We start from the raw sequence: 13,234 nt of genomic DNA, 5'->3' as shown, positions 1-13,234 counted from the left end.
GCGGCTCCTCAGCGAGCGGCAGCGGAGGCCGCTGGCGCTTCATTATTAATAGCTGGTAGCGCTTGTCCTTCGGGCGTTGGAGCCGTTTTTGGCTTGTAAACCGTCACCACCTGCCCCGGGGCCAGCACATGCACGCCCGTGGCCACCACCTGCATGCCGGGGGTGAGGCCGGCGGCGATCACGGCCTCGTTGCCGTCGGCCGTGGCGATCTGCACCGGCTGCAGGCGCACGGTGCCGGTGGCGCTGCCGTCCTTGGCCTCATAGACCCACACCACCGTCTGGCCGCCCTCCTGGCGCAGGGCGCTGGTGGGCAGCTTGATCGCCGGCACGCCGCCCCGCGCCAGCACCTGCGGCGCCACATACACGGTGGAGCCCAGCGGCGGCACGTCCGCGCCCTCCACCGCCACTTTCACGAGGAAGGTGCGCGTCACCGGATCGGCGCTGGCCGCCACCTCGCGCACCCGGCCCTGCAGCAGCGCGTCGCCCGACCAGGCGCGCACCTGCACGGCCTGCCCTGCGCGCAACTGGCCCACCTTGTCCTCCGGCACCGAGAACACCGCGTCGCGCGGGCCGTCGCGAGCAATGCGCACCACCGGCGTGCCCGCAGACACCACCTGGCCGGGCTCGGCGTCAACCGACGTCACCACCCCCGGCGCATCCGCCACCAGGCGCGTGTACTCGGTCTGGTTGCCCTGGGAAGCGAGCTGCGCGCGCGCCTGGTCCAGCGAAGCCTGCGCGGCCTTCAGCTGAGCCTGGCGGCGGTCCAGCTCCGCCCCGCTGATGAAGTTCTGCGCGCGCAGCTTGGAAAAGCGCTCGAAATCCGCCGCGGCCAAATCACGCTGCGTGGTGGCGGACGCCACCAGGGCGCGCGCGGCCTGCGCAGCCAGCTCATAGTCGCGCGGATCCAGCTGCGCCAACACCTGGCCGGCCTGCACGCGCTGGCCCAGCTCGGCCTGGCGCTGCACGATCTTGCCGGCCACGCGAAAACCCAGGCGCGATTCCACGCGCGCGCGCACTTCGCCCGCGTATTCCAGGTGCATCTGCAGGGGCGCCACGCCGACGGTGAGCAGTTTCACCGCGCGCACCGGCTCTGGCGCCGGCTCGCGGCGCGAACATCCCGCCAGCGCCAAGGCAGCCACGGCCAGCACCAGTGCAGCACCCGCCACGCCGCCACGCGGCGGCCACAAAAAAACCCCGCGGCGGGGTTGCAATGAAGACGGGCCCGGCAGGCCCGCGGCGCGCTGTGCGACAGGGTGGGTCATGGAAACATCCGGTATGCCAAATTACTGACTGACTGGTTAGTAATCTATGAGAGGCCGGTCGCTCTTGTCAAGCACGACAATGGCCGCGTGAAGCATCCCGAGTCCCCCGCCCCCCTGCGCGATCCGCGCACCGCGCCCGCCGAGGCGCCGCCGGTCACGCACTACGAGAACTTTCCCGTGGCTTCGCTGCTGTGCCCGCCACGGCTGCGCCCGCCGATCGCCGCGATCTACGCGTTTGCGCGCACGGCCGACGACATTGCCGACGAGGGCACAGCCTGCGCAGCCGAGCGCCTGGCGGACCTGCGCGCTTACCGCACCGAACTACAGGCAGTGGCGAGCGGCCAGGCACCCGAGCCCCGCTGGGCCAGCGTCTTCGGGCCGCTGCAGGCGGTATTGCACAGCCACCAGTTGCCGGTGCCGCTGCTGGATGATCTGCTGGACGCCTTCATGCAGGACGTCACCCTGACCGAGGCCGGCGCCACCTACCCCGACCGCGCCGCGCTGCTGGACTACTGCCGCCGCTCGGCCAATCCCGTGGGGCGTCTGCTGCTGCACCTGTATGGCGAGCACGGGCAGGACGCACTGCGCGAGAGCGACGCCATCTGCAGCTCGCTGCAGCTCATCAACTTCTGGCAGGACCTGAGCGTGGACCTGCCCCGCGGGCGCCACTACCTCACCGATGCCGACTGCGCCACCCATGGCGTGGCGCGCGCGGACCTCGCGGCGCAGCGCCGCTCCGCCGCCAGCGACCGGCTGGTGCTGGACTGCGCCGCCTGGGCCCGCGCTCTCATGCTCCAGGGCAGCCCCCTGGTACACCGGCTGCCCGGCCGTGTGGGGTGGGAGCTGCGCCTGGTCGTGCAGGGCGGTCTGCGCATTCTGGACAAGGTGCAGGCGCTGGATGGCGCCAGCCTGCTCGCGCGGCCGCGGCTGGGCACGCTCGACTGGCCCCGCATGCTGGCGCGCGCCGCGCGCATGTAAGGGGCCGCCCCACCCGCTGCAGCAGCGCGAGCGCGCGGGGGTCAATGGCCCCCCATCACCGCATCGCGCGGCGCGCGTGCAACCCTCAGGCCACCCAGCGCCCGGCCCATTCGGCGCGGGCCTGCGCATGGCGCAGGATCTGCGCCAGCGCCTGCGGCACTTCGGCCGCCGCACGGTTGTGCATGCGCCGCGTCGCGGCCTGGTAGCGCGGCAGGTCGGCCAGCAGGGCCTGCACGCCCGATGCGATGGACCGGAAGCTCGGCAACACCAGTCCCAGGCCCTGCTCACCCACCCATTCCGTGCAGTAACGCTCCTGCGGCATGGTCCACGCATTGCGCGTGACGATGGGCGGCAGCCCCATGTGCACCGCCTCGCTCAGGCTGCCGCTGCCCGGCTTGCCGATGAAGAAGTCCGCCAGCTGCATGACGCGCGCCATCTCGCGCGTGTATTCGAGCACCACGGTAGGCGCGTTGCGGCGCAGTACCCGCAGATCCTGCGCCAGGGCCGCGTTGCGCCCGCACGCCAGGATCAGCGGGGTGTCCGTCAAGCGGCGGGCTATCGTCACCATCTCCCTGGAACCCTCGGAGCCGAAAAGCACCAGCCCCACGGGACGCTCGTCCAGCCCCAGCCGCGCCCGCTCGGCGGCACGATCCTGGTCCACCGGCGCATGGAACTGCGCACTCAGCACCATGCCCGAGGTTTCCCAGATGCGGTGGGGCGGAAAGTCCGCAGCGCGCGCCTGGTCCACGGCATAAGGCGAGCCACAGACCACGATCTGCTGGGTTTGCGGCTCCATCCAGAAGCTGGGCGGGCAGTCGGCCAGATCGGTCATCACCGTGACGTAGGGCACGCCTGGCAGGGCCTGCTCCAGCGCGTCGGCCATGGCGCGGTTGAAGTTGGGCACCAGCGACACCACCATCGCCGGCCGGCGTGCCGCCCAGTGCCGGCGCAGCGACTGCATGAGCCGCTGGTGGCTCCAGCGGATCATGCCCTGCAGCAGGCGCAACTCGTGCGTCAGCCCCAGCGTCCAGCCCCGGGCCAGGCGCTTGTTGTAGACGTCTTCCGGCTCCATGCCCGTCCACTGGCGAAAGCGCGCGTTCGGGTCCAGCACCTCGAAGAGATTGGTGCGGCACACCTGCCACGGCAGCCCGGCGCGGGCGATGGCCGCTTCCAGCGCCAGCGCGGAGGTGCGGTGTCCGCCCCCGGCATTGAAATAGATCAGCTCGACCAACGGGGCAGCTTCAGGCGCCATGGACTTCAATCGGTAGTGACAGGAATGGGTTGCGGTAGTTCTGCGCCGCTCTTGCGCTGCACGGGCATGTGCTGCGCCCAGTGCAGGATCTCCAGGCGCCCATCGGCGTGCTCGGCCAGCGCGCTGAGGCTTTCCACCCAGTCGCCATCGTTGGCATACAGGATGCCGTCGATGTCTCGCAGCTCCGCATGGTGGATGTGCCCGCACACCACGCCGTGCAGGCCGCGCTTGCGCGCTTCGCGCGCCACCGCGTTCTCGAAGTCGCCCACGTAGCTCACGGCGCGCTTGACCTTGAGCTTGAGATATTTGGACAGCGACCAGTACGGCAGCCCCAGGCGCGCGCGCAGGGTGTTCAGGTGCCGGTTGAGCTTGAGCGTGAATTCGTAGAGCGAGTCGCCCACATGGGCCAGCCACTTGGCGCACTGGATCACGCCGTCGAACAGGTCGCCATGGATCACCCACAGTGCGCGGCCGTCGGCCGTCTCGTGCACCCAGTCCTCGGCGACGGCAACGCCGCCGAAGTTGAGCTGCACATAACGGCGCGCAAACTCGTCGTGGTTGCCGGGGATGAAGATCACGCGCGTGCCCTTGCGGGCCTTGCGCAACAGCTTCTGCACCACGTCGTTGTGCGCCTGCGGCCAGTACCACTGGCGGCGCAGTTGCCAGCCGTCGATGATGTCACCCACCAGGAACAGCGTCTCGCACTCGGTGTGCTTGAGAAAGTCCAGCAGCGCCTGCGCCTGGCAGCCGGGCGTGCCCAGGTGCAGGTCGGAGATCCAGAGCGTGCGGTAGCGCAGCGGGGGGCGCGCCGGGTCGCATGCATCATCCGCTGGGTCGTCCGGCGGCCGGGCCGCCGAGGATTTCCAGGCGTTCAGGAAGGCATCGTCGCGCATCATGAACAGGCATGGTGGGCCGGCGCCACGACAGCGGCATGACATTTCCACGTCTGGCCCGTGACGTTGCGGCGGCGCAGCGCTCAGGCCCTGCGCCGCGCATGTTTCCCCCGCGAGCCCCGCCCAGGGCCATGGGAGAATCACGCCCCCATGAGTCCTGAACAGTACGTCCAGCAAAAGGCCGCCGCCTCCGGCAGCAGCTTCTACTACGCTTTCCTCTTCCTGCCGCGCGAGCGGCGTACGGCCATCACGGCCTTCTACGCCTTTTGCCGCGAGGTGGACGACGTGGTGGACGAAGTCTCCGAAGCCAGCGTGGCCCAGGCCAAGCTGGCCTGGTGGCAGGGCGAGGTGGCCAAGGCCTTTGCCGGGCAACCCAGCCACCCGGTGATGCAGGCGCTGATGCCGCATGCGGCCGCCTACGGCATCGAACAGCGCCACCTGCTGGCCGTGATCGAGGGCTGCCAGATGGACCTGGAGCAGACGCGCTACCTGGACTTCGCGGGTCTGGCGCGCTACTGCCACCTGGTGGCCGGCGTGGTGGGCGAGGTGGCGGCGCGCATCTTCGGCCAGCAAGATGAGCGCACCACGCAGTACGCGCACAAGCTGGGCCTGGCGTTCCAGCTCACCAACATCATCCGCGACGTGGGCGAGGACGCCATGCGCGGGCGCATCTACCTGCCCATTTCCGAGCTGCAGCAGTTCGATGTGAAGGCGCACGAGATCACCAAGCGCGAGTACTCCGAGCGCTTCACCACGCTGATGCGCTTTCAGGCCGAGCGCGCGCACCTCTTCTACGACCAGGCGCTGGCGCTGCTGCCCGACGTGGATCGGCGCGCGCAGAAGCCCGGCCTGATGATGGCCAGCATCTACCGCACGCTGCTGCGCGAGATCGAGGCCGACAACTTCCAGGTACTGCACCAGCGCACCAGCCTCACGCCGCTGCGCAAGTTCTGGCTGGCCTGGAAGGTGCAGGCGCTGGGGATGATGTGAAGGTTGCCATCGTCGGCGCCGGCTGGGCCGGCATGGCCGCGGCCGTGCATGCGGCCCAGGCGGGCCACGCGGTCAGCGTGTTCGAGGCCAGCCGCACCCTGGGCGGGCGCGCGCGCGCCGTGGCCGGCCAGCGCGCGGACGGCTCGCCCCTGGTGCTGGACAACGGCCAGCACATCCTCATCGGCGCCTATGCCGAATGCCTGCGCCTGATGCGCGCCGTGCGCGTCACGCCCGACTCCGCCCTGCTGCGCCTGCCGCTGGCCCTGGTGTTCCCCGATGGCAGCGGCCTGGCCCTGCCCGATGCCCCGCCGCCCTGGGATGCGCTGGCCGGCATCGCCCGCGCACGCGGCTGGAGCCTGCGCGAGCGTGCGGCCCTGCTGGCGCGCGCCGCACGCTGGCGGCTGGCGGGATTCCGGTGCGCGCCGGGCGCCAGCGTGGCGGACTTGTGCGCAGGCCTGCCGCAGCGGCTGGTGGACGAGTTCATAGCGCCGCTGTGCGTGTCGGCGTTGAACACGTCCGTGCAAGATTCCTGCGGCCAGGTGTTCCTGCGTGTGCTGCACGACAGCCTGTTCGCCGGCCGGGGCGGCTCCCACCTGCTGCTGCCGCGCACCGACCTGGGCGCGCTGTTCCCCGAGCCCGCCGCGCAGTGGCTGCAGCAGCGCGGCCACGCGGTGCACCGCGGCCAACGCGTGCAGGCACTCGCACGCGACGAGGCCGGCTGGCGCGTGGACGGCTGCGCGTTCGACGCCGTGCTGTTGGCCACCAGCAGCACCGAGTCCGCCCGCCTGGTGGCCGAAGCCGCCGTGCCCGCGCCCCAGCGTCCCGCCCTGCGGACCTGGGCCGCCGGTGCGCAGGCACTGCGCTTTGGCGCCATCGCCACCGTGTATGCCGAACTGCCGGGAGCGCGCACCCCGCTGCTGCCCCGCCCCATGCTGGCGCTGCGCGCGCGCGCGCAGCGGCCCGCGCAGTTCGTCTTCGACCGCGCGCTGCTGGGCGGCCCGGCCGGGCTGCTGGCGTTCGTGGTCAGCGCCTTCGAGGGCGAGCGCACCGCGCTGGAGCGCGACGTGCTGGCCCAGGCGGCCGAGGACCTGGCCCTGCCCGGCCTGCGCGCGGTGCAGACGGTGGTGGAAAAGCGCGCCACCTTTGCCTGCACGCCCGCCCTGGCGCGCCCGCCGCGCGTGATTGCGCCTGGCCTGCAGGCCTGCGGCGACTACGTGGCAGGGCCCTACCCCGCCACGCTGGAGGGCGCGGTACTGCACGGCGCGGCGGCCGCGCAGGATTTAGGCCAAAGCAGCCTCTAGCGCTTACCTATCAAGCGCTAACAGCTATCGTTTAAGGAGCATCTCAGGCGGCCGCTGCACGGACTCGCGCGGCAGCACGTCGGCCAGCGTGAGCACCTCCAGCCCCGTGTGCGCCCACAGGCGCTCCAGCGGCGGGGTGCGCGCCAGCAGCAGGCGCTGCACCAGCGGCTCCATGTGCGTGGTGGCCGGCTCGGCCAGCAGCACGTAGCGTGCGTCGGCTGCGTCGGACCCATCGGCGGCCGTCTCGTCCACCCGCACCACCCAATCCAGCGCCGCCAGCACCGGCAGCACGGACCCCACCTGCAGCACATCCACGCGCAGCCGCTGGGCCAGCTCCAGCACGCTCAGCCCGTGGGGCGGTTGCTGGCGCGCGCGGTGCAGCTGCTGCAGCACCTCCACGGCCAGCAAGAAGGCCCAGCCCTCGCCCGTGGCGCAGCGCGCCACGCCGGCGAGCAGGCTCGGCAGATAGGCGGCCACCACCGCACCCAGCAGCACGATGACCCAGGCCACGTACACCCACAGCAGCAAGATGGGCAGCGTGGCGAACGTGCCGTACAGCACCGAATAGGTGGGTACCGACGCCAGGTACAGCGACAGCACTTTCTTGGCCAGCTCGATGCCCACAGCGACGAATACCCCGCCCGCCCAGGCGTGGCGCCAGTGCACCTGGGTGTTGGGCACATAGCGGTACAGCGCCGCCATGCCGGCGGCCAGCACGAAGAACTCGATCGCATCGAACAGCAGGCGCGCTCCGCCCGGTAGCGTGTCGCCGATACCGCGCGACGCGGCGCTGGCGACCGAGGTGGTCAGCGCCAGGCTGGCCGCCAGCACCAGCGGACCAAGCGTGAGCGCGGCCCAGTAGATCAGCACGCGCTGGCCCAGCGGGCGCAGGCGCTGCACGCGCCAGATGTTGTTGAGCGTGCGGTCGATGGTGAGGATCAGCGCCAGCGCGGTCACCATGAGGATGGACAAGCCCGCCGCGCCCAGGCCATGCGCCTTGGCGGCGAACTGCGTGAGGTAGCCCAGCACCGGGCGCGAGATGCTGTCGGGCACCAGGCTGTCCACCAGCCAGCGCTGCAGCACGAGCTGCATCTCGGCAAACATGGGGAACACGGTGAACATGGCCAGCGCCACCGTCACGAACGGCACCAGCGACAGCAGCGTGGTGAAGGTGAGGCTGCTGGCCGTCAGCCCCAGGCGGTCCTCGCGAAAGCGCTCGCGCAGCGTCTGCGCGGTGGTGCGCCAGGGGAAGTGGGAAAGCTCCACCAGCCACTCCTCGGCACGCACTGCAATGGACTGTAGGGACAACGACATGACCGATATGATGCCAGCCCCATGCATCGCGAAACCCTGCCCCCCGCCCCCGCCCTGCACATCGCCACCGACGTGGCGGCCACGCGCTGGCTGGCCGTGGGCAGCCTGGCGGCGCTGATCGTGCTGTGCCTGGCCTGGGAGCTGTGGCTGGCGCCGGTGCGCCCGGGCGGCTCGTGGCTGGCGCTCAAGGCCCTGCCGCTGGCGGTGCCGCTGGCCGGGCTGCTCAAGCGGCGCATGTACACCTACCGCTGGGTCAGCCTGCTGGTGTGGCTGTATTTCACCGAAGGGGTGGTGCGCGCATGGAGCGACCCGGCGCCCGGCAACTGGCTGGCGGGCCTGGAGATCGTGCTGTGCCTGCTGCTGTTCACCGCCTGCGCGCTGCATGTGCGGCTGCGCCAGCGTGCCGCCAAGGCGGCCCGCGCTGCCGCGCCTGCATGAGCGTACTGAGCCTCTGCCTGACATCGACTGGATTGACCGCCATGACCACTGCCCTGCTCGACACCCTGCGCCGGATCGTCGGCGCCGCCCATGTACTGACCGAGGGCGACCTTGCCGCCTATGAACAGGACTGGCGCAAGCGCTCCCATGGCAAGTCACTGGCCGTGGTGCGCCCGGGCTCCACGGCCGAGGTGGCAGCAGTGGTGCGCGCCTGTGCCGATGCCGGCGTGGCGATCGTGCCGCAGGGCGGCAACACCGGCCTGTCGGTGGGCAGCACGCCCGACGGCAGCGGCACACAGGTGGTGCTGAACCTCACGCGCATGAACGCGGTGCGCGCCATCGACCGCGACAACCTCACCATGACGGTGGAGGCCGGCTGCATATTGCAGGCCCTGCAGGAGACGGCCGAGAAAGCCGATCTGCTGTTCCCGCTGTCGCTTGCCGCAGAAGGCAGTTGCACCATCGGCGGCAACCTGTCCACCAATGCCGGCGGCACGCAGGTGGTGCGCTACGGCAACACGCGCGAGCTGTGCCTGGGCCTGGAGGTGGTTACGCCCCGGGGCGAGGTGTGGAACGGCCTCTCGGGCCTGCGCAAGGACAACACCGGCTACGACCTGCGCGACCTGTACATCGGCAGCGAAGGCACGCTCGGCATCATCACCGCGGCCACCATGAAGCTCTTCCCCCAGCCCGCTGCGCAGCTCACCGCCTGGGCCGCCGTGCCGTCGATGGGGGCGGCCGTGCGCCTGCTGGGCCTGTCGCATCAGCACCTGGGGGCCGGGCTCACGGGTTTCGAGGTGATGGGGCAGTTCGCGCTGTCTTTGGTCATCAAGCACATGCCGCAGCTGCGCGTGCCGTTCGCCGGGCTGGACGGCGCGCCACCCTACTACGTGCTGCTGGAAAACAGCGACAGCGAATCCGAAGAACACGCGCGCCAGCGCTTCGAGGCGCTGCTGGAACTGGCCTTCGAGGACGGCTGCGTGCTGGACGCCGTGGTCGCCGAGAGCCTGTCGCAAGCGCATGAGCTGTGGCATATCCGCGAGAGCATTCCGCTGGCCCAGGCCGAAGAAGGCCTGAACATCAAGCACGACATTTCGATCGCCGCGTCGCGCATCCCCGCGTTCGTGGAGCACACCGATGCGCTGCTGCAGCGCGAGATTCCCGGCGTGCGCCTGGTCAACTTCGGCCACCTGGGCGACGGCAATCTGCACTACAACGTACAGGCGCCGGCGGGCGGCGATGCGCGGGAGTTCCTGCGCACGCAGGAGGACCGCGTCAACGCCCTGGTGTACGACGCGGTGGCGCAGTTCGACGGCTCGTTCTCGGCCGAGCACGGCGTGGGCGTGCTCAAGGCCGACAAGCTGGCGCAGTACAAGTCGCCCGTGGCCCTGGGGCTGATGCGCGCCATCAAGCAGGCCCTGGACCCGCAGGGCCTCATGAACCCGGGCTGCATTCTTCAAAAATGAGAGCTGTTGGCGCTTGTCTAGCAAGCGCTGGAGCCACTTTTCATTCAAGACCATGACCCCACGCCCCATCCGCCACCAATACGAAGACCTGATGCGCCATGTGTTCGAACATGGCACGGCCAAGGGCGACCGCACGGGCACGGGCACCAGGAGCGTGTTCGGCCACCAGATGCGCTTTGACCTGGCCGAAGGCTTTCCGCTGGTGACCACCAAGAAGGTGCACCTCAAGTCCATCATCCTGGAGCTGCTGTGGTTCCTGCGCGGCGACAGCAACGTGCGCTGGCTGCAGGAGCGCGGCTGCACCATCTGGGACGAGTGGGCGCGCGACGACGGCAGCCTGGGCCCCGTGTACGGCGTGCAGTGGCGCAGCTGGCCCACGCCGGACGGCGGCCACATCGACCAGATCCAGCAGGTGATCGACACGCTCAAGACCCACCCCGACAGCCGCCGCATCATCGTGAGCGCCTGGAACGTGGCCGAGCTGGACCGGATGGCGCTCATGCCCTGCCACGCGTTCTTCCAGTTCTACGTGGCGCCATCGCAGGTGGCTGGTGAGCCGGGCAAACTGAGCTGCCAGCTCTACCAGCGCAGCGCAGACATCTTCCTGGGCGTGCCGTTCAACATCGCGTCATACGCGCTGCTCACGCACATGGTGGCGCAGCAGTGCGACCTGCAGGTGGGCGATTTCATCTGGACCGGCGGCGACTGCCATATCTACAGCAACCATTTCGAGCAGGTGCAGACCCAACTGGCACGCCAGCCCTATGCCTACCCGACGCTGCAGATCAAGCGCCGGCCCGCATCCATCTTTGATTACGCCTACGAAGACTTCGAAGTGGTGGGCTACGAACACCACCCCGCCATCAAGGCGCCGGTGGCGGTCTGAGGCGGGACGGACGGCCATGCAAGTGAACCTGATCTACGCGCGCGCCGCCAACGGCGTGATCGGCAAGAACGGCACCATGCCCTGGCATTTGCCCGAAGACCTGGCGCATTTCAAGGCGCTCACGCAGGGCCATCCGGTGATCATGGGCCGCAAGACCTGGGACTCGCTGCCCCCGCGCTTTCGGCCGCTGCCGGGGCGCGCCAACATCGTCGTGACGCGCCAGGCCGACTGGCAGGAAAGCGGCGCCCAGCGCGCGTCCAGCCTGCCTGAGGCACTCGCCTTGGCCCAGCAGTCCGGCAGCACCACGGCATGGGTCATCGGCGGCGCGCAGATCTACACCCAGGCACTGCCCCTGGCGGCGCGCGTCGAGGTGACCGAGATCGCGCAGGACTACGAGGGCGATGCCTACGCGCCGGCCCTGGGACCGGAATGGGTGGAAACGGCTCGCAGCAGCCATGTGGGCGCGGGCGGCCTGCCCTACGCCTTCGTGACCTTCGAGCGCCGCGGCTGACGCCCCGCCTTTATCACTCTATTTTTGATAGCTGCTTGCGCTTGCTGGACAAGCGCTGGAGGCCAAAAAAATGCAAATCGCCACCTGGAACATCAATTCCCTCTCCGTGCGCCTGCCGCAGGTGTTGGCCTGGCTGGAGGCCAACCCCGTGGACGCCATTGGCCTGCAAGAGCTCAAGCTGGTGGACGAGAAATTCCCGCACGACGCCTTCGAAGCAGCAGGCTACCACGCGGTGTGCTTCGGCCAGAAGACCTATAACGGCGTGGCCATCCTCAGCCGCACGCCGCTGCGCGACGTGGTGCGCAATATCCCGGGCCATGGCGACGAGCAGGCCCGCGTCATCGCCGCTACGCTGGATACGCCTGAAGGCCCGCTGCGCCTGGTGAACTGCTACTTTGTGAATGGCCAGGCGCCAGGGACCGAGAAGTTCAGCTACAAGCTGCTGTGGCTGGAGGCGCTGCGCGACTGGCTGCGCACCGAGCTGGCCGCGCATCCACGGCTGGTGCTGGTGGGCGACTTCAATGTGGCCCCCGAGGACCGCGACTCCTTCGATCCCGTGGGCTTGAAGGACACCATCCACCACACGGTAGAGGAGCGCCAGCACTTCCAGGACCTGCTGGGGCTGGGCCTGACCGACGCCTTCCGCCTGTTCGATCAGCCCGAGAAGAGCTACTCGTGGTGGGACTACCGCATGCTGGGGTTTCAGAAGAACCGCGGGCTGCGCATCGACCACATCCTGGTCAGCGCTGCGCTGCGGCCCTCCGTGACGGCCTGCCGCATCGACCGCGCGCCGCGCAAAAATCCGCAGCCCAGCGACCACGCGCCGGTCGTGGTGTCGCTGGGCTGAGGTGGCCAACGCGGGCGACAGGCGCCCGCGCTGAAGGCCATCAGGACGCGGCCTGGTAACGGTTGCGCAGCGCGCGCACTTCGTTGTGGTTGCGCTTCACGCCCTGGGCCTGGCGCTCGACCAGGGCGCGCACGGCGGGTGGCAGTGCGTTCTCCAGCGCCTTGTTGTAGCGGGCCACGGCCACGTCCTCGCCGCGCTCGCACTCTTCCAGCACGGCCTTGTCGTCATAGGTACTCAGCGCCGCCTTCACCGACACCCAGCCGCGGTGCAGCGCGCCGGCCATGGTGCCGCCGCTGGAGGGCTCGCCGCCGTGGCTGCGGATCGCGCTCTCCAGCTCCGTGGCGGCGGTTGCGCATTCCTGGGCGCGGCGCTCCAGCAGGCTCTTGAGTTCGGGCGATTCCGCACGCTCGGCCGAGGTGCGAAACCCGTACTCGCCGTCGCGGCTGCATTCCAGCAGATCGTCCAGCACGTCCACCACGTCCTCGTTGTCCATCAGCGTGGCGCCTGCCGCGGTGCCCGACGCGGTCACCGTGGGGTTGCGGCGCACGCGGTCCCACGCGGCGCGCGCGGCGGGCTGGGCCTGCGCCCATTCCAGCGAGCTTTGGGCCCGGGCGCGGCCCCAGTCGCGCGACAGTTCGGGCTCTACCGTTTCAAAATCACCGGGGTAGCGGCTGGCGGCGCTCCAGCCCATCTCATAGGCGGGGCGGTATTCTTCGTAGGCCCGGCCGGTCACGTAGTACGGTTCGCGCTGGTAGGTTTCACGCCAGTAGGCGTCCTCGGCCGTGGGGTTGACCGCCTCGGCCGCCGCCTTGCCGGCCAGACCGCCGACAATGGCTCCCGCCACACCGCCCACGGCAGCACCGATGGGGCCGCCGATGGCGCCCGTGGCGGCGCCCGCAACGGCTCCGCCCGCGGCGCCTACGCCCGTGCCGATGGGGTGGGCCCCCGGTTCATTGGTCAGGGGGTCACGATTGGCATCCTTGAAATCCGACATGTATCGACTCCGGTTGGTTGAACAATGAATTCATTGTTGAAGCCCCCCGGGCACCATCGGGTCGGTGACGGCATCCCCTGCCTGTAGGACTCACGCGCACGC

The 13,234-nt window shown here is 69.9% G+C and carries 13 protein-coding genes; 8 read left to right on the top strand and 5 right to left on the bottom strand.

Annotated elements, in window-relative coordinates; genetic code table 11:
- Positions 1-8: 8 nt before the first annotated feature.
- Complete coding sequence (locus tag HND92_RS06905) at positions 9-1,262, bottom strand: efflux RND transporter periplasmic adaptor subunit (protein ID WP_172206600.1); 1,254 nt, start codon at positions 1,260-1,262, stop codon at positions 9-11.
- A gap of 87 nt (positions 1,263-1,349) precedes the next feature.
- On the opposite strand from HND92_RS06905, the gene hpnC reads away from it, so the two are divergent.
- Positions 1,350-2,240, top strand: coding sequence for a squalene synthase HpnC (gene hpnC / locus HND92_RS06900; protein ID WP_172206599.1), 891 nt, complete (start codon positions 1,350-1,352; stop codon positions 2,238-2,240).
- Between the two features lie 85 nt (positions 2,241-2,325).
- Here hpnC and HND92_RS06895 read toward each other — a convergent pair whose 3' ends face one another.
- Both HND92_RS06895 and HND92_RS06890 read right to left on the bottom strand, forming a co-directional pair.
- On the bottom strand, positions 2,326-3,492 hold the full coding sequence (locus HND92_RS06895) for a glycosyltransferase (RefSeq protein ID WP_172206598.1): 1,167 nt from the start codon (positions 3,490-3,492) through the stop codon (positions 2,326-2,328).
- Between the two features lie 5 nt (positions 3,493-3,497).
- A complete protein-coding gene (locus HND92_RS06890; RefSeq protein WP_011804635.1) occupies positions 3,498-4,388 on the bottom strand; it encodes a UDP-2,3-diacylglucosamine diphosphatase in 891 nt (296 codons plus the stop codon).
- Between the two features lie 147 nt (positions 4,389-4,535).
- Between HND92_RS06890 and hpnD the strand changes: the two genes are divergently transcribed.
- A complete protein-coding gene (hpnD, locus tag HND92_RS06885; RefSeq protein WP_011804634.1) occupies positions 4,536-5,375 on the top strand; it encodes a presqualene diphosphate synthase HpnD in 840 nt (279 codons plus the stop codon).
- On the top strand, positions 5,372-6,676 hold the full coding sequence (gene hpnE, locus HND92_RS06880) for a hydroxysqualene dehydroxylase HpnE (RefSeq protein WP_172206597.1): 1,305 nt from the start codon (positions 5,372-5,374) through the stop codon (positions 6,674-6,676). Before hpnD ends, hpnE begins: the two co-directional genes overlap by 4 nt.
- Before the next feature lie 24 nt (positions 6,677-6,700).
- Here hpnE and HND92_RS06875 read toward each other — a convergent pair whose 3' ends face one another.
- On the bottom strand, positions 6,701-7,990 hold the full coding sequence (locus HND92_RS06875) for a YihY family inner membrane protein (protein ID WP_172206596.1): 1,290 nt from the start codon (positions 7,988-7,990) through the stop codon (positions 6,701-6,703).
- A gap of 21 nt (positions 7,991-8,011) precedes the next feature.
- Here HND92_RS06875 and HND92_RS06870 point away from each other — a divergent pair, with 21 nt between their 5' ends.
- The 5 genes from HND92_RS06870 (at position 8,012) to xth (ending at position 12,138) form a co-directional block, all read left to right on the top strand.
- On the top strand, positions 8,012-8,428 hold the full coding sequence (locus HND92_RS06870) for a DUF2069 domain-containing protein (RefSeq protein ID WP_011804631.1): 417 nt from the start codon (positions 8,012-8,014) through the stop codon (positions 8,426-8,428).
- Between the two features lie 41 nt (positions 8,429-8,469).
- The gene (locus HND92_RS06865; protein WP_011804630.1) at positions 8,470-9,894 is read left to right on the top strand and encodes an FAD-binding oxidoreductase; all 1,425 of its coding nucleotides are present in this window, start codon (positions 8,470-8,472) and stop codon (positions 9,892-9,894) included.
- 52 nt (positions 9,895-9,946) lie between these two features.
- Positions 9,947-10,780 carry a thymidylate synthase gene (locus tag HND92_RS06860; protein WP_088887181.1) on the top strand — a complete coding sequence of 278 codons (834 nt, stop codon included), beginning with the start codon at positions 9,947-9,949 and terminating at the stop codon, positions 10,778-10,780.
- A 16-nt stretch (positions 10,781-10,796) separates the two neighbouring features.
- Positions 10,797-11,291, top strand: coding sequence for a dihydrofolate reductase (locus HND92_RS06855; protein WP_172206595.1), 495 nt, complete (start codon positions 10,797-10,799; stop codon positions 11,289-11,291).
- A 70-nt stretch (positions 11,292-11,361) separates the two neighbouring features.
- Positions 11,362-12,138: an exodeoxyribonuclease III gene (gene xth / locus HND92_RS06850; protein ID WP_011804626.1), complete on the top strand. Its 777-nt coding sequence runs from the start codon at positions 11,362-11,364 to the stop codon at positions 12,136-12,138.
- Between the two features lie 40 nt (positions 12,139-12,178).
- Here the strand turns inward: xth and HND92_RS06845 are convergent, their stop codons facing one another.
- The gene (locus tag HND92_RS06845) at positions 12,179-13,132 is read right to left on the bottom strand and encodes a PA2169 family four-helix-bundle protein (protein ID WP_172206594.1); all 954 of its coding nucleotides are present in this window, start codon (positions 13,130-13,132) and stop codon (positions 12,179-12,181) included.
- Between the last annotated feature and the right edge of the window lie 102 nt (positions 13,133-13,234).

The sequence above is a fragment of the Diaphorobacter sp. JS3050 genome, assembly GCF_013154915.1.
Taxonomy (GTDB): domain Bacteria; phylum Pseudomonadota; class Gammaproteobacteria; order Burkholderiales; family Burkholderiaceae_C; genus Diaphorobacter; species Diaphorobacter nitroreducens.
Note: the sequence above shows the minus strand (reverse complement) of the source record. Positions and strands in the feature narration are given on the sequence as shown.

Bases quoted from the DNA above. Each gene is read 5' to 3' on its own strand.
- HND92_RS06865 (WP_011804630.1), top strand. From the start codon at position 8,470: ATGACCACTGCCCTGCTCGACACCCTGCGCCGGATCGTCGGCGCCGCC.
- HND92_RS06845 (WP_172206594.1), bottom strand. From the start codon at position 13,132: ATGTCGGATTTCAAGGATGCCAATCGTGACCCCCTGACCAATGAACCG.
- HND92_RS06890 (WP_011804635.1), bottom strand. From the start codon at position 4,388: ATGATGCGCGACGATGCCTTCCTGAACGCCTGGAAATCCTCGGCGGCC.
- xth (WP_011804626.1), top strand. From the start codon at position 11,362: ATGCAAATCGCCACCTGGAACATCAATTCCCTCTCCGTGCGCCTGCCG.
- HND92_RS06895 (WP_172206598.1), bottom strand. From the start codon at position 3,492: ATGGCGCCTGAAGCTGCCCCGTTGGTCGAGCTGATCTATTTCAATGCC.
- HND92_RS06855 (WP_172206595.1), top strand. From the start codon at position 10,797: ATGCAAGTGAACCTGATCTACGCGCGCGCCGCCAACGGCGTGATCGGC.
- HND92_RS06875 (WP_172206596.1), bottom strand. From the start codon at position 7,990: ATGTCGTTGTCCCTACAGTCCATTGCAGTGCGTGCCGAGGAGTGGCTG.
- HND92_RS06905 (WP_172206600.1), bottom strand. From the start codon at position 1,262: ATGACCCACCCTGTCGCACAGCGCGCCGCGGGCCTGCCGGGCCCGTCT.
- hpnD (WP_011804634.1), top strand. From the start codon at position 4,536: ATGAGTCCTGAACAGTACGTCCAGCAAAAGGCCGCCGCCTCCGGCAGC.
- HND92_RS06870 (WP_011804631.1), top strand. From the start codon at position 8,012: ATGCATCGCGAAACCCTGCCCCCCGCCCCCGCCCTGCACATCGCCACC.
- HND92_RS06860 (WP_088887181.1), top strand. From the start codon at position 9,947: ATGACCCCACGCCCCATCCGCCACCAATACGAAGACCTGATGCGCCAT.